The following is a 16818-nucleotide window of genomic DNA, read 5'->3' on the forward strand; positions in this document are numbered from 1 at the left end:
ATTTTTAGATATTAAAAGAAACCATTGAGTGAACAAACTCAATGGTTTCTTTTTGGTATATAATAAAAAGTTTTAACATTTTCATTAAAATTGACGTTTATTTATAATAACATTCTGTTTTCTTGATATATAAATATAAATTAAGAGTATTGTACTTATTATCAAGCTATTTAATAAGTACAATGACCTGATTCCTATTATATCAACTAATAAAGTTGCTACTACAATACCTAAAGGCATAGAAAATCTTATAATAGCTAATCTTATACTAAAAATTCTCCCCATTATTTCTTTCTTTATTGTCTTTTGAACAAGTAAAGTATTATAACTATTAAATATTGATAATGCTACCCCACTCACGAGTTCAATGGAGTATGACAAATAAATTGATTGACTAACCCCTAAGCATAAGTAACCTATTACTTCTATTAGAATCATCATATACATTACGTGATATTGATTGAACTTAGTAGTCCATTTAATAGCGAAGGTTCCTATGACATAACCCATTGGAAAACAAGCCATAAAAATTCCATAGTTACTCATATCTCCTTTTAAGATTTTTAAAATATACGGTAATGAAATTACTGTAATTATACCCACAGTAAATTGAACGCTCATTAATAAATATCCTAGATGTTTTACATTTTTTTGCTCTTTATAGTATCTAAAACCTTCTTTTAGTTCGTTTATCCAACTATTCTTAATAAGTGGATTAATATGAAAATCTCTTAGAAACATTAAGCTAATACCACTACTTATAAAACATAAAAAGGCTAGATAGATTGCAATGTATGCATTTATATAACTAATTAATAGACCAGATACTATAGGACTTATTGCAATCATCACTTTTGATGTGCCGTCAATAACACTGTTGTGTAATGCTAAATCTTCGTCACGGCTAATTTCAGGTAATATTGATTGGCTTACGGGCGTATAAATTGGTGTTATGGCTCCAATAAATATTTGAAAGATATATATTACGATTAAAGCATTAGTATTAATATAAATAATTATAAATAATACTAGCAATATTCCTTTAAATATTTGTAAGTATACAAGTATTTTCTTTTTTGAATATCTATCTAAGAATGGTCCAGATATGAGTTGAACTATAATTGATGGAATAAAATACAGTATCCACATTATCCCTATATCTTTGACATCACCACTTTGTTTATATACCAGTAATGAAAGTGAAAATGTCATCAGTGATCCACCCAGTTCTGAAATCATGAGTCCTAACCACAAATTAAAAAAGGTAATTTTATTCTTATTCATACTTTGTACCTATAAATTTATGTACATAGTTAAATATTTTTTCAATCTCTTCATCATTTACAAAATAATTATTATTTTTTTGAATGAGAATATTATTATGTTTCATTTTTTGTATGTGGTGATGAATTGTAGGTTTGCTAGCATCAATATTTTTAGTGAGTTGATTTAATGAATTGTTACCCATCTTTATTTCTCTTAAAATCTGCAATCTTATTGTATCTGCCATTGCTTTTAAACTAGTAACTTTATCAATATTTGGAGTCGCTATACTTTCTTCAATCGGTGGAATATATAGAATGATTTCATTTAAATTCTCACTTACTAATATGAATGGTTTGTAAGCAGTTTGATTGACTAATCTAATATTTTTTCCTGTTTTTTCGTATTTTTGAATAACTTCAATTAATTCAGAATCTACTATTTGATCTCTTTTAATCCTCTTTACTGAATATGTAGCGTTTTTTTCATTAATTACTAAATTACATGCAAACTTTAAGTGTCTAATTAATATATTTTTGATTTCTTGTATTGAATAATTATAAACAAAGTTTAATATTTGATTATTATATGGGTGACTTTCAAAAAGGTCATATACTTGTTTTCTTATTTTCTTATTTTTAAATGATGAAGAAATTTTATTTATAGTTAATGTTTTATGAAATGGAAATATGTATGTTTTCACGTTGCATTCACTTATTTTTAGGATATATTCTTCAAATGACAGTTGTAAATGACTGTTTGAAACATAGTATTCATTGCATAACACTTGAAGCATTTTCCAGGTTTGATTGTTAATTATTTCATCATATATTTTCTTTTCATCTTTAGATAAATTTTCAATGATATTGTTGTAATTTTGATAATCATTAAATTGATTGAGTAATTTGGAATATGAAATTGCTCCAATTAATAATATAGGATATTGTTCAGGTCTATTTTCATAAATAAATTGATTTTGTTGATAAATTATTTCTTCAATAACTTTCATTTTAATTCCTCCATTCGAAAGACTTCGAATAAAATTTGATTATGGTGAAAGAATTATAAATTATGTGTTTCATATTTACAAGCTTAAATATGATTGTAAATATGAAATACATTAGAAAACCCCTAAAGTTTAACTTTAGGGGTACTATATAATCTTGTCGTTTTGTAAAGAATGATGAACTATAAATTTTTCATATAGTAACGATTATCAACTGCCATTACAGGAAAATCATCAGGTATATCTTTCTTATCAATTAATGTAAATCCGTTATTTGAGTAAAAGTGTTGTGCACTTACAAATTTATCGATTGTACCAAGATAAATTGAAGCGATGCTATTATTTTTAGCCGTTATTATTACTTTGTCTAATAGCTTCTTCCCTATCTTTAAATTTCTATAATCTTGATTGACAAACATTTTTTTCAGTGCGGCATTGTTATTGGCAAGTTTAACGAGTGCGACACATCCAATTATTTTATCATTATTATTAACGGCTAACCAAAACTGACCGCCTTTATCTAAATAATTACTTTGAACATTTTCTAAATCTGGCTGATCTTCTCTACTGATTTGAATTTCAAACTCATCTTTTTGAATACCGAGGATAAAATCTATTAATTGTTCTTTATATGAATCGTTGTATTGAATAATTTCGTATTCCATAAATAACCTCCTGATTAGTATGATTGTTGTTATTTAATTGTATCCTTACGCTTCTTCCGGCCATATGAACCAACTAATAGTAATGATTAAATCTATAATGAGTACAACTTCATTCTTACTACTCACCTGATCAGCCTACTCTCCTATTGCTTAATATGCTCTGAATTAAGTAACCCGTATACGTTTTGATTTAAGTAATCATTATTTATTTTTAGTACCTCTCTTATTTTACCTTCGAGTTTAAAATTAAATTTATCAGCTAGTTTACAGCTAGCGATGTTATTTTCATAAATATACAGCTCTATTTTATTCAATTTAAGTTGTGAAAAACTATATTCTAATACTGTGTTCAAAGCTAATGTCATAATTCCTTTAGAGGAATATTGTTCATCTATAAAGTAACCTATCTCACCTAATTCGTTATCATTATCAATTTCATTGTATCCAATCATCCCACAAAGTTTATTTTCGTATACAATTGCAAACCATGCTGGTAGGTTATTTAATTGATTTTTCATACTTATTCTCAATTTTATACTTTCTTCTGCTTGATTATTTAAGTCATCTTTATCCATCCAATTCAGTGCTTCTAAAAAATAATAATAATTTCTATTTAAAAGCTCATAAAAATTTCTACTATCTTCTATTTTTAATTCTCTTAATATTAAATTTGAGTTTATGTCTATTTTCATCATAATTAACCTACTCTCCTATTAATTATATAAATTATACATTTTTACATAACAAAAAACACCCACATAATTAAATGTGAGTTCTAAAAAGACTAGTAATATGGCAATTAACTAAGGGCAAAGACGAAACACAAAAAAATCCCTAAAGCCTTGTAGCTCTAGGGGGTATTATAATATCTAAGCTTTATGACCAGCGATGAGGCCATTACGCTTCTTCGCCGTACCTTGCTCAGTATAAGACACTGCACGCAGTACACTATTTTTCCCAAATCTTATTTTCAGTTGGTCCACTGTCTTCTCTAGGCGTTCTTGTTTTTCGCGTTCAAATTCATCAACAAAGAGCGATAACTGGCGGTCTTCCTCACGTATAAAATTCGTCAAAGAGATATTCAACGTTCTATACATGCGTGTTTTATCACACAGCTGCATCATAAATCCCCACACGACTTGAAAGATATCAGCAGTTAGATTTGTTCCCTCAGATAACGTATAACTCTTACTTACTTTCCCCTCATCGCTATAACTCACTGTAAAAGAAATCGTACGTGCAATCATATTATCTGCACGCAATCTAAACGTCACTTCTTCAACATGTTCTAACACGACAGCGCGCAGTTCATCGAAGCGATAATCACGCATTAAAATCTGACTCTTATTAATCGAAGGTTTATAAATATGATGTTTCTCTCGAATTAAACTTGAATCAATACCATTCGCATGAAGATGTAAATCAACTCCAATAATCCCGAAATCACGCTTTAAATAGTGATGTGGGTAGTTTGCAAGTTGTCCAATCGTAAAGATGCCCTTCTGATTGAGTTTCTTCTCCGTACGACGATTAATCCCCCAAAACTTACTAAGTGGCTCAATCGACCACATCTTTTCCGGAACATCTTCATAATGCCATTCTGCAATGCCGTCCGGTTGTTTCTTTGCCTCCATATCTAAGGCAATCTTACTTAACAGTACGTTATCTCCTATTCCTACAGCACACTGAATTTGTGTCTTATCATAAATCTCATTCTTAATCTTTGCCGCAAGCTCATAAGGTGTCTTTGCATACAATTGATAGCTCTTAGTAACATCCATAAAAAATTCATCAATACTATATTGATGATAATCTTCAGGTGCAACGTATTGTAATGAAATCTCAGAAATCTGACTTGCAATCTTTAAATAATTGGACATGGAAGGGTTAATAATATAAATATCAGAACGATGTGGGATTTCAAATAAACGAGAACCCGTTTTAATTCCCATCGCTTTCAGTGGCGGTGTGGCAGCAAGTACAACAGAACCTTGACGTTTCGTGTCAGCGACAACAGCGAGCTTTGTTGTCATAGGGTCAAGGCCTTTCATAATGCAAGAAACACTCGCAAAGAAACTCTTCTGGTCAATACAGAGGACGTTTCTCTTCTCGCATAGACTGTAATCATACATAGTAAGCACCCTCTTTATAATCTTGATGATATATTTATAATAACAGAACATACGTTCTATTTCAATAAAAATAGAACGTATGTTCTTATTTTAGATAAATAAAAAAGTAGCCTTTATAGACTACTTTGGACAGGATTAAATGGCGTAAATAGGATAAGTAATCGTATCATAAGCTAAATAACTTTTTTGTTGAACAAAGCTTAAAATGATTTGATTACCAATTGAAAAGCCTTCAGCTTTCTCTAAAACAGCTATATTTTTGGCCATTTTTAATGTTGGCATCGATGTTTTTTTTATTTCAACTGGATACAAAACACCATCTTCTTCAATAATGACATCAATCTCTTTCATATCTCTATCACGATAGAACATTATAGGTACATTAGTTATCCCTGCATTATTAAAAGACTTAATGATCTCAGAAATCACGAATGTCTCAAGAATTTCTCCACTCATTGCACCATTCATTAGTGTTTCTGGTGTTTTCCATTTCAGTAGATAACAAACAAGCCCTGTATCTTTAAAATATAACATCGGTGTTTTAATAACACGGGTCAATCTATTATTAGAAAAAGGTTGTAAAAGATATATAATCCCTGATGTTTCAAGTACACTAATCCAACTTTTGATTGTCTTTATATCAACACCAATTTCATTTGCAATCGTGTTGTAATTCAACATTTGAGCAGTACGTGCAGCTAATGCCGTTAAAAATTGAGAAAATAGATTTAAATCTTTAACATTAAGCAAATCACGGACATCTCGTTCAATATATGTTTTTACATAAGAAGCATAATACATGTCCCAATCGAGATTTTCGTTCTTATACAGCTCAGGTAAACTTCCACGCTGAATGATACGCCACATCTCACTTAATTCAACAGATTTTCTTTTTGCAGCAATAAAATCTTTATTTGGAATAAATGGTGATAACATATCATCACCAACAATTTCACGTGTAGACAGACCATTCATTTCAATAATACCAACGCGACCTGCTAAGGACTCAGAAATATTACGCATTAAACTAAATCCTTGAGAACCTGTTAAAATATATTGTCCATAATCATCGATTTGATCAACGAGTCTTTTAATTTCTATAAATAATTCAGGTGCATATTGCACTTCATCAATGATTAATTTCCCAGGATGATTCATAAAAAAGAGCTTTGGATCTTCTTTCGCAAGATTCAATTCGAACAAATCATCTAAAGTGACATATTCGTAATCATCACCAAATAAATGCTTCAATACAGTAGATTTACCGACTTGCCTTGGTCCCGTAATTAAAGCAACTTTAAAATTTTGTTGAACTTTTAGCAATGTATCTTCAATTGTTCTGTGGATGTACATGAATTTCACCTCCGGCTAATATGGAATACAACTCCATATTAGCCGATAAAAATTTGAAAATCAATCAAAAAAGTCCGGCAAATATGGAGTACAACTCCAAATTTGCCGGAATAAGTACGGTTAACATTTAAATTATTCAATTTTCTTTTTAAAACACACGATTCTATTGGTTTCTTCAAACCCTAATTGTTCATGCATTAAAATACTATCTAGATTTGTTAGCTCACAGTCACTTGCAAATTCAGTGCAGCCTTTATCTTTAGCAAATTGCTCACACGTTGTAATCAGTTCTCGTGCGATACCTTTATTTCTATAACGCGGTAGGACATAAATACCTTCAAGAAAACCGACAGGACTTGAATCTGTCCCTTCAACATAATCAACACGTAAACTGACATGAGCAAAGCCTACATCATTTTGATCTGCAACGAAAAGAAATATACCTTGATTGTCATCATTCAAGATTTCATTAAACTCTAATTTCAAATGATTAAATTGATTATCTGGCCAAAGCTTTAGCGCAAGTTGCGTTACACTATCTAATTTTTCTTGAGTCAGTCGATGGATCATTTCATTACTCCTAATCTCTATGATATTGCTCATTTCTTGCACTCACTACTTCATAGTGATGTTTTTCGTGAATATATAAAAGCTTTACAACCTGCACGACATTAGGATATTTAGGTACAGGGTCTGGATATCGAATCTTTTGAACTTGTTGATCATTCAGTAAACCGACTTGTTCTTTTAATAATTCAGTCTCTGCTTCGAGTAAATCGAATAAATCTTCCAATCGATATTCCACGTTAAGTTTTGGATTTAAGATAGCGGGAGCTTTCATTGTTTTACCGGCATAAATATTATGCATGTCATTATTATAAGAAGAATGATTCGGTATTACAGCAACGCAATGTTTAGCGATTGGCACATAATACTTTGTAAACTGTCGTGTCAACTTAAGCAATAAATAACAATGATAAATCACTTCCCCAACACTCCATTTATCTTGTGCTACATGTTTATTTATTTCATTAATAAATATTGGTGAGGAAAAATATTCATCTCTTAACTGATGTAAATCATTAAAGGCTGTTTCAATCTCTGGATGCATGGGTAACACCTCCGGACGATTTGATAAATAAAGCACAACGTTAAGCTATATTGAATGCAATATTCTTATCTTTATTATACATCCTTAATATCAACAATCCAAACAGCATGATGATCTCCAACATCCCAATGATCTTTATAGAAATACGTTGGTTCACCGAATTTGCGAGACCATGTCTGTATAGACTTGTTATACCCACAATCAAAACAATACTGTTGAATACCCTGCTCTTTTAAATGATGCGTCATCTGAGTAATTAACGTACTTCCTATCCCTTGATTTTGATAATCAGGATGAACATAAAGTGAGCCCATTTCTTTCATATTAGCAACTTTATCTCCTAATAGTTCATGAATAATAACGTTTGGTTGATAGAAACCGATAATGCCAACCAGTGCATTACTCTCTTTCGCCACCATAAAAATATCTTTATGATGCTCAAAGTAAGACGTTACATAAGCCATTTTCTTATCAATCTCAACTTGCAAATCTTCATCATCTTCAATGCCATTGTTATTAAATGTATGTGTTAATACCAGAGTGAAAAAGTCATGTAAATGATGCGCATCATCTTTAGATAGCATTTCATACGTAATCATATAAAGCCTCCTTCGAAAAAATATTAAAATAAAGGTAAATGAAAAAATGAAGTTAACATCAAATCCTCCTAATTATGAGAAGATTGCAATAAGCGCAATGATGACAAAGGGTAATCCAATCAGCATAAAAGCGATAAACCAAGACATCGGACGCGCCATATTGAGCGTCATGCCAATATCACTTAGTTTTGGTACCCAAACATTCATATCACTTTTATTATAATAAAATAATCCCATAATATAATTATCTTCATCAAAATAAGGTGCCTTGTCAGTAGAAGATGAAGCAATCGCTTTTCTAAATTTACGATCTTCAGCAACTTGTAAATAAATACAAACAACGGTGATTAATAATATCAATCCTAAAATGGTCATCATGATGCCATTCGGTAAATAATCCCCTTCGTAAATCACAGGTCGTATCAAAATTAAAATAAACAGAACAGTCATCGCAAACGATAATAAGTGAATCATCATGCTATTGATGAGTTTAGACTGTTTGATATAACTTAATGACGCTGATTTCGCAGCGAGATTTACCGTTGTATTAAAGAAGCTCGTCCCTTTCGCACTTGCCCATAATACAAATAAAATCACTAAACCAATCAAGCCGACACCATAAACACTAAAGAAACTTTTCGTACTAAAATCATCAGCTTTCCCTTCAAAATTCCAATGCGTTGCAATCGCTTCAGGGATTTTATCATAGTTCATCGCGACAAAGATAAAAGCAATGATAAACGCAATGAATTGCATGATAAATAAAAAGTTTGGTAATGGAGAACTTTCAACCATCAAAGATGTGTCTGTAGCTTTAACAACTTTAATATCTTTCATCCAATCCTCTTGTGTCTTCACAGACTTTAAATGATCGTGTGCTTGTTTATAAAGATAAACACCTCCAATGATTAAAAGGTGAATCCAAATAACAAATAATAGCACACCAGTAGATGATTGAAATATATAAAACGTAATGCCGTTTAGCAAAGCGATAACAACAGCAAGTCCAATCACTTGTTTAATAAAACGAGATTTAATGGTTTGAATTATGCTGTTATTCGTTTCTTGTTCAGGGACAAACACGCTAAATAAAATATTTCGACGGACAAAACGTGCATTTAATAAAAATAATAACCCTGTTAAAAGTAATAATCCACTTAATAATAAACCTTCCATAACTAACCCTCTCCTTCGATTAATTTCAGTAAATCGTTCACATTTAATTGCTTACACTTCGCCTCATCAATAATGGGTTTCAAACGATTAAGTAAATCTTCTTTCTCAGCATCAGTTGCGACTTTTAATGCATCAGGATGAATGATAGCACCTGACTTCGGCTGAACTTGAATCAGCTGTTTCTCTTCCAAATAGTGATATGCCTTATTTACCGTATGCATATTAATTTGAAGACTCTTCGCAAAAGATCTGCCGGATGGTAAAGGATCATACGGGACAACTTGTCCTACTGCAATGTGGTGAATGATTTGGTTAGCGAGTTGTAAATATACCGGTGTACTACTCGCTTCATCAATTTCTATATACATAAACTCACCTCTCTGTTATATAAAGTATAGAACAGATGTATAGGCAAAAATAAAAACCAATCTGTTATACATTTATTATAACAGATTGGTGTAGGATTACAAATTTTTCATCGATATATATTTTTTCTATGATCAATTGAAACCACTAAAATGATTAATTTGTCATCTTCTATTTTAGTAATAATACGAAATTGTCCAACTCTATAGCGCCAATAACCACTATAATTACCAGTCAAAGCTTTTCCTAAAATTCTTGGATTTTCACAATGCACAATATTTTTATTAATCCATTGTAAAAGCAATCTGCTAGTTTGAGGATCCATTTTTCGTAATTGTTTAATCGCCTTTGGATCATATTCGACACTATAGCTCATAACAACCCGAATTCTTTCATGACATCCTTATGTGGTATGGTTTGTTTATGCTTAGACCATTCGGCATAGGCTGTATCAGCAACATGTGTATCAAATAAATCTTCTAAATCTTCAATAGTGTAATTTTTAATTAAGTCAGTTAAACTTAAGTTCATAAATTCTGACATGTATTTCAGAAAGTTTTTTTCATCTTCACTCACTCTGATAGTAATAGTAGCCATAGTATCATCTCCTATTCGTGTAACACAATTGTACTACATATTGTGGAATATTACAATATACCTCGAGTTAAGAATGCCACTTCAGTCTTACATTTATTAATCCAAAGTTGATTAAAAGAATCTTCAGGCACAATACGAGTAGATAAATCGCTAATGTGTCTAATATTACTATCTTTACACCACTTCATGCACTCGATGTACAGTTTCATCTCTACTGAATTTGGATCAATATCATATATTTCAATTGGTATTTGAGTAATACCAGCATTGAAGGCAACGAAACAACGTGTATGACCATCAACGATATAAAATTGATTGTCATAGTGAATTACTGAGATTATTGTATTTTGGATAGAATTATCATCTAACCATTCACCTATCTCATTCACTTTACGTTGATTTAAATAAAGTTGAGTGAGTTTAAGATCGTCGATATTCATACGTTACGCACATCCTGTCAGATTGTTATTCAACTAAAAGCATATCATCAAATGATAAGTTTTTACCTACTTAAATCCAAAAAGTTTAGAAACAAGCGGAATGTTCTTAATCATAATTGTAAAAAGTATTGAAAAAATGAACGTAAATAGCAATAAAATAAAATATCTTAAATATAAATGAACATGGAAAATATCAATCAGATATGCCCCAATCGTAAGCGGTAAAAAATGAAATAAGTAAATGCCATAAGAATATTGAGATAAAAATATTGCAGTTTGATTAGTACTATTAACATATTTATAGAATAATCCTAAAACAGCTAATACACTGAACCACGAAAACAATACAACCATAGGTTCATTAACAATGACCATATAAGATTTACCCCAATACATAGTCATTTGAATAATACCTAAAACAATTGAACAAATCGAAAGCATAATACTGTGCTTCGATAACAAAGATAAAATTTCTTCATTAGAAAAGATTAAATATCCTAAGAAGAAAGCCAACGTGTATAAAAAGAATCTAAAAGTATATAAAATATAGCCATATTGCGCACTAATAAAAATAGGGATCACTAATAAGATGATAACTAAAATATTTAGACTTGAAAGTTTATCGCGATATTTTTCAAGATTAATAAATTTCAATACTAACCAAAAGATGAACGAAGTAATAAATAACTGTAGTAAATACCAAGATGGTCCCATACCATTCATCACGCGAATGACATTAATCACTGAATCCGGTAATTCAGATAATTTATCAACCATATTATTGACTTCAAAAGAAAACCAAGAAGTTATCGCTCCGAATGTAAGTTGAAAAATGATAAATGGAATAAGTACAAATTTAATACGATCAACCATAAATTGATTAGATGTTCTCTTTCTTAAAGAATAATGTGCAGTCATACCTGAGATAATAAACATCAAAATCATAAACCATGGATATAAGAGATATCCTATAGCATCAAACCATGGGATGCCTTCCGCATGGTAATTTAAAACAGAATTATTGGATGAGAAACTCGCAATAACATGAAATATAACAACTAAAATAATAACGAAACTTTTCATATTATCAATATAATACTTTTTCATAACAACGCCTCTTTTCTAGAATGTATGTAGCCCCTATAATATACTTACAAGAGATGTATATATCTATAGGTTTTCAGCAAGTGCTACAAAATCAGCTAAGTTGTAACCTAAAAAGGAGATAATATGAAAATAAATAACGAAGCTACAAAACAACTCCTTACAAAGGGATTATTAAAAATATTAAACAATAAAATGATAAGTGAAGTTACGGTTACGGAACTTTGTAATGTCTCGCAAGTATCAAGAAGGACATTTTATAGATACTACAACAATACGATGGAATTATTGGATGAAATGGTATCTGAATTGTTAACACAATATAAAGAAAAACTCGAAGAAACTAAAAATGATAATCAAAATATAGAAAGTCAGTTTTATAATTTTTGGTATAAACAAAAGGACTTTGTAAAAGTATTAATAATAAATGATCAAATGCAAAAGATATACATCCCCTCTTTAACTATATTATTAGCAATAAAATCATCTACTTCAAAAGACGATCTTAACGATATAAACGTTGTATATAATCATGGTGGTATGTGGAGTGTATTAATGTATTCGATTAATAACAACATTGAAATAGATAATGAGACTTTTGATCGAATAATTAATAAAATTTGATTAAAAAATTATGATTTTTATAAGGAATATTGAAAAAGCAATTAAACAAGTAAATGTATATCAAACGAGTCAATAACTAAACATAAAATAAAAACCAAATTCAGCAAAAGACAATGCTTCAGACAGAAGTTGGTTTTTAATAATATTTGAGGGTTTAGGTTTTATAGTAGTAGGTGAATTTACATTATAAAAAATGTCAGCATAAAAATTTTATCATTCTCAAATGCATCACTATTTAATTCTGAAATCTTAACAAATATCCATCTGGATCATTGATAGCAAATTCTTTTGGTGTTGTTACTTTATTGCCAACTCGAAAAGTCCTAGTTTCAAGTGATCTATAAATCGGATATTGCTCGTTTAATAATTTACTATAAAGATATTCAACATCTTTTACTGTAAAAGATAAATTAAATCCTCTACCGAATGGATATTCCAAAGTGTTGTCTGTCGTTTGTTCTAGCATTAATTGACTTCCTTCTTTAGAAAGGAACACAAATTTATCTTCAGGTCTTTCATATTCTAAGATAAATTCTAGTATATCGATGTAAAATCTTATTGAAGCATCAATATTCGAAACTTCAAACTCAGGGATAAGTGCATTAAAAATCATAGATTGGTCTCCTAAAAATATAATAAGTTCATTATCCACAAAGATAATATTTATATAAATGGCTAATATTCAGCTCTCTTCTGCTTCGCATAACTATAATTTCCTACATACATTTTCACATTTTTATCTTCAATCCAATAAGTAACATCAAAAAATTTATCCAAAAAGTATCTATCATGCGAAACCGCGATAATAGTACCTTCAAATTTATCCAAAGCATCTTCTAATATTTCTTTGGATTCAATGTCTAAGTGGTTTGTAGGTTCATCTAATATGAGTACATTAAAGTCATTCGACATAATTTGAGCCCATCGTAAACGCATCTTCTCTCCACCACTTAAGTCTTTCACTTTCTTAAATACATCATATCCATAGAATAAATACCCAGCAAGATGATTGCGTGCTTCACCTTCTGTTACAGATGCATAAGCACGATATGCCTCAATTACAGAATCATCTTCTTCATTAAAGTGATGCTGAGATAAGTAGCCAATTTTGATATTATGAGCGATGATTATTTCTCCTTCATCAGGAACAACTTCCCCTAACATCATTTTTAAAATCGTACTTTTACCCGTTCCATTGGCACCAACAATAGCAACACGATTATTTCGTCTAATTTTCATATTTACATGCTCAAATAATATATCATCATACATTTTCGCGACATCAATTAAAGTATAAATATCTTTAGACGATTTATCAGTAGATTGTATATCTAACTGCATCGTCTTAGAATCAATAATAGGTTTCTTTTTTACTTCTATTCTCGCCAAAGCTTTTTCCATACTCTTGGCACGACGATGCATTGCAGCATTTGGTGGCACAGCTTGATTCGCCCAAATTTTTAGTTGTTTAATTTGTGCTTTCATTTTTTGAATTTTCTTTTGTTGATTTTTGTATTCTTCATACTCTCTTAAGATTCTATCTTCTTTTTCCTTAACGAAGTAAGAATAGTTGCCATTATAGATATGCAGTGTCTGTTGATCTATCTCGAATATTTTATTGACTGTTTCGTCAAGAAAATAACGGTCATGTGAGATGATAACAACAGCACCTTTATAAGTTTTAATAAATTGGGTTAACCATTCAATACTATCAATATCTAAATGATTTGTAGGCTCATCCAGAAGTAATAATTCCGGAGATTGAAGTAATAACATCGCTAAACCGACTTTAGTACGTTCCCCACCAGAAAGTAAGGACCATTGTCTGTTAGCCAATTGATTAATTTTAAGACCATGCATGACAAAGTTGATTTTACTATCCTTTTCATAGCCACCTAGTGCTTCATACTGCTCCTGAATATTAGCATATTGACGTAAAACCTTCTCAAGATTATCTGGCTCACTTGCCATTTTTAGTTCTAAATCTTTCATTTTCTGCTCGATTAAATCAAGTTCGACAAACGTTTGTGCTAAACACGAATAGACATCCATATCATCAGCAAAGTTTGGAATTTGACTCAATATACCAACACGCGTATCTTTCGATAAACTAATAAAACCACTATCAGGACGCTCTTCTCCTGAAATGAGTTTGAATAAAGTCGTTTTACCTTCACCATTTCTTCCGACGAGACCAATACGATCATGCTGACTGACTTCAAATTTAATGCCCTCAAATATAACATCGCCAGTAAAAGACTTTGATACTTGAGCTACGTTTAAAATATTCATTTTTTCTCTCCTCTAATTTGCTAGAGGAACGGTGTTTAGTATTCCTCTAGAAGTTGTATTTGCTTAAAAAAGGCCAGACTCCACCAATTTGTAATTTTAAACGCAAATTTCCCACGTACGGTTAGAACAAAACGCATACGCTTCGCAACTTCTAAAAACAATACCAACACCTCCGATCATAATAATTAATAATATTATATATTAGTTATTAGAAAATTCAAATAGTAAATTATAATAAAAAATTAGATATAAAAATAATACTATTGTACAAATTTTCTGATAATGATACGATAAATAGAATAATATTAAATTAAAAAGGTGATCTTATATGTAATGATTTCTTTCTAATCAATAAATGAGGACATAGACTTGCAAGTCCAATAAAAATTGAATAATAAATTGTATTTGTAAGTCTGTGATCCTCTAAATTAGGAGGGAATCATGAAAGGATTTACAAATAACTTTAAACACTTATACTTTAGCCAATTTTTCGCTAACACAAGTGATAATATTTATATCATTGCGATTATTGCTTATTTATATGAGTCGACAGACTCAATTCAATTCAGTGCATTAGTGCCAATATTCATAACGTCTGCATACTTTCTAAGTGGATTTATTGCACCGAAAGTATATTCGAAATTTCAAAAGCAGCATATATTAGTTTTTAATCAAATGATGAAATGCTGTATGTTAACGACTCTAGTCTTTACAATGTATCTTGAAATGCACTTTGCTTTTCTTTTAGGGTTAGCATTTATGATTGCTTTCTTAGATGGATTTACAAATCCACTAAGCAATACATTAATACCCTACTTTGAGTCTAAAGACAATATATTAAGGGCAAACACTAAAATTAGCAGTATGAATAATATGGTACAAATTTCTGCATGGGCATTAGGAAGTATGTTGTTGGCAGTACTCCATAGTGATGGATTGATAATAACATGTATCATCTTATCTATTGTTTCAGTGATAAATATAATGAAGATTAACTTTAGTATCAATACTTTAGAAGAAGAAATTGTTGGCTCTAAAAGTTTTAGCGAAGTCATTAAAAGTAATCGAAAGTCTAGCTACAGTAACTATTTAAACTGGAATACATTCTTCGCATCATTTGGTCATGCAGTTTGGATAGCAGCAATCATGATTGCTTTTGTAAAAGAATACTTAAATGTCCCATCGTTCTGGTTTGGAATAATTAATATGGGATTCTTTGTAGGCTTACTTGTTGGATCAAGAATCATTTACATGACTGAACGATATAAAATACTGAAATTATACGTCAGTGGATATTTGTTGTTATCAATCGTTACAATACTATTTGGTATAAACAGATGGTTGTTGATTGCTGTGCTACTATCATGGTTTCATGGAATTTTTGAACAATTATTATCAATTACACTTCATACAGAAATACAAAAGCAATTAAACCATGAAACATTAATTGATACTTACACGCTTAATCAAATGATTTATAGCCTAGGATTTTGTATCTCAACATTTGTTATGTCATCAATTGGAGAACATTATAACCTAACAATTGTGTTTATAATTGCATCGTTTAGTTACTTGTTGATTTGTATACTCACATATCGATATAGAAAAATATTCTAAAACATACCTAATAAAATAAATCCCCTTCAATTTGAATACACATTCAAATTGAAGGGGATTATTTATTAATCTAATGAGATTCGGCTATCACAGCGTAATGAAATAGCCTTTGTATATTATTTAGATTATTTCTCATAATAGTGATTAGCAACTTTGATATCTTAAATACCATCTATTAATTCCATTTCAGTTTTGCATTTATTAATCCATAGTTTATTGAAAGATGATTCAGTCACGATACGTGTAGACAGGTCACTAATATGATTAATGTCACTTTGTTTGCACCAATTCATGCATTTGATGTACAGATTCATCTCTACTGAATTTACATCAAGATCATACATTTCAATAGGTACCTCGAAGAAGAGATAATTTCACTTATCATAATATATAAACAACTACTTCAGTATCAAGATACTCCTTTCACGTTCGAAATAGAAAGAGTAATAAGAAAACTGCTGAATCAGTCAACC

19 protein-coding genes are annotated in these 16818 nt (G+C 30.4%); 2 read left to right on the forward strand and 17 right to left on the reverse strand.

What is annotated here, in order from left to right:
* Positions 1-84: 84 nt before the first annotated feature.
* The 15 genes from ACMGE9_RS12940 to ACMGE9_RS13010 all read right to left on the reverse strand — a co-directional run bounded on the left by ACMGE9_RS12940 (position 85) and on the right by ACMGE9_RS13010 (position 11815).
* The gene (locus tag ACMGE9_RS12940) at positions 85-1284 is read right to left on the reverse strand and encodes an MFS transporter (RefSeq protein ID WP_414043177.1); all 1200 of its coding nucleotides are present in this window, start codon (positions 1282-1284) and stop codon (positions 85-87) included.
* Positions 1277-2272 (reverse strand): ArsR/SmtB family transcription factor, encoded by a 996-nt coding sequence (locus tag ACMGE9_RS12945; protein ID WP_414043178.1) that lies wholly within the window; start codon positions 2270-2272, stop codon positions 1277-1279. The genes ACMGE9_RS12940 and ACMGE9_RS12945 overlap by 8 nt, the downstream gene beginning before the upstream one ends.
* Positions 2273-2451: 179 nt before the next feature.
* Complete coding sequence (locus ACMGE9_RS12950; RefSeq protein WP_414043179.1) at positions 2452-2934, reverse strand: GNAT family N-acetyltransferase; 483 nt, start codon at positions 2932-2934, stop codon at positions 2452-2454.
* A 143-nt stretch (positions 2935-3077) separates the two neighbouring features.
* A complete protein-coding gene (locus ACMGE9_RS12955) occupies positions 3078-3629 on the reverse strand; it encodes a GNAT family N-acetyltransferase (protein WP_414043180.1) in 552 nt (183 codons plus the stop codon).
* 174 nt (positions 3630-3803) lie between these two features.
* On the reverse strand, positions 3804-5066 hold the full coding sequence (locus ACMGE9_RS12960; RefSeq protein ID WP_414043181.1) for a Y-family DNA polymerase: 1263 nt from the start codon (positions 5064-5066) through the stop codon (positions 3804-3806).
* Positions 5067-5201: 135 nt separating this feature from the next.
* Positions 5202-6419, reverse strand: a complete 1218-nt coding sequence (locus ACMGE9_RS12965) for an ATP-binding protein (RefSeq protein WP_414043182.1) — start codon at positions 6417-6419, stop codon at positions 5202-5204.
* Between the two features lie 132 nt (positions 6420-6551).
* Complete coding sequence (gene aac(6') / locus ACMGE9_RS12970) at positions 6552-6989, reverse strand: aminoglycoside 6'-N-acetyltransferase (protein ID WP_414043183.1); 438 nt, start codon at positions 6987-6989, stop codon at positions 6552-6554.
* Positions 6990-6999: 10 nt separating this feature from the next.
* Positions 7000-7530: a DinB family protein gene (locus tag ACMGE9_RS12975; protein ID WP_414043184.1), complete on the reverse strand. Its 531-nt coding sequence runs from the start codon at positions 7528-7530 to the stop codon at positions 7000-7002.
* Between the two features lie 74 nt (positions 7531-7604).
* Complete coding sequence (locus ACMGE9_RS12980; RefSeq protein WP_414043185.1) at positions 7605-8129, reverse strand: GNAT family N-acetyltransferase; 525 nt, start codon at positions 8127-8129, stop codon at positions 7605-7607.
* A gap of 72 nt (positions 8130-8201) precedes the next feature.
* Positions 8202-9305, reverse strand: a complete 1104-nt coding sequence (locus tag ACMGE9_RS12985) for a DUF1648 domain-containing protein (protein ID WP_414043186.1) — start codon at positions 9303-9305, stop codon at positions 8202-8204.
* A 2-nt stretch (positions 9306-9307) separates the two neighbouring features.
* Positions 9308-9673, reverse strand: coding sequence for a GntR family transcriptional regulator (locus ACMGE9_RS12990; protein WP_414043187.1), 366 nt, complete (start codon positions 9671-9673; stop codon positions 9308-9310).
* A gap of 107 nt (positions 9674-9780) precedes the next feature.
* On the reverse strand, positions 9781-10047 hold the full coding sequence (locus ACMGE9_RS12995; protein ID WP_414043188.1) for a type II toxin-antitoxin system RelE family toxin: 267 nt from the start codon (positions 10045-10047) through the stop codon (positions 9781-9783).
* Positions 10044-10268 (reverse strand): type II toxin-antitoxin system RelB family antitoxin, encoded by a 225-nt coding sequence (gene relB / locus ACMGE9_RS13000; RefSeq protein ID WP_414043189.1) that lies wholly within the window; start codon positions 10266-10268, stop codon positions 10044-10046. Before relB ends, ACMGE9_RS12995 begins: the two co-directional genes overlap by 4 nt.
* 50 nt (positions 10269-10318) lie before the next feature.
* A complete protein-coding gene (locus ACMGE9_RS13005) occupies positions 10319-10708 on the reverse strand; it encodes a hypothetical protein (protein WP_414043190.1) in 390 nt (129 codons plus the stop codon).
* 66 nt (positions 10709-10774) lie between these two features.
* On the reverse strand, positions 10775-11815 hold the full coding sequence (locus tag ACMGE9_RS13010; RefSeq protein WP_414043191.1) for an acyltransferase family protein: 1041 nt from the start codon (positions 11813-11815) through the stop codon (positions 10775-10777).
* 123 nt (positions 11816-11938) lie between these two features.
* On the opposite strand from ACMGE9_RS13010, the gene ACMGE9_RS13015 reads away from it, so the two are divergent.
* Complete coding sequence (locus ACMGE9_RS13015; protein ID WP_414043192.1) at positions 11939-12436, forward strand: TetR/AcrR family transcriptional regulator; 498 nt, start codon at positions 11939-11941, stop codon at positions 12434-12436.
* A gap of 235 nt (positions 12437-12671) precedes the next feature.
* Here ACMGE9_RS13015 and ACMGE9_RS13020 read toward each other — a convergent pair whose 3' ends face one another.
* Together ACMGE9_RS13020 and abc-f are read right to left on the reverse strand one after the other, a co-directional pair.
* Complete coding sequence (locus ACMGE9_RS13020; protein WP_414043193.1) at positions 12672-13049, reverse strand: bleomycin resistance protein; 378 nt, start codon at positions 13047-13049, stop codon at positions 12672-12674.
* Positions 13050-13111: 62 nt separating this feature from the next.
* Positions 13112-14728, reverse strand: coding sequence for a ribosomal protection-like ABC-F family protein (abc-f, locus tag ACMGE9_RS13025; protein WP_414043194.1), 1617 nt, complete (start codon positions 14726-14728; stop codon positions 13112-13114).
* A 441-nt stretch (positions 14729-15169) separates the two neighbouring features.
* On the opposite strand from abc-f, the gene ACMGE9_RS13030 reads away from it, so the two are divergent.
* Positions 15170-16345 carry an MFS transporter gene (locus ACMGE9_RS13030; protein ID WP_414043195.1) on the forward strand — a complete coding sequence of 392 codons (1176 nt, stop codon included), beginning with the start codon at positions 15170-15172 and terminating at the stop codon, positions 16343-16345.
* Positions 16346-16818: the final 473 nt, after the last annotated feature.

The sequence above is a fragment of the Macrococcus animalis genome (genome assembly GCF_047425875.1).
GTDB classification, from domain to species: Bacteria; Bacillota; Bacilli; order Staphylococcales; family Staphylococcaceae; genus Macrococcoides; species Macrococcoides animalis.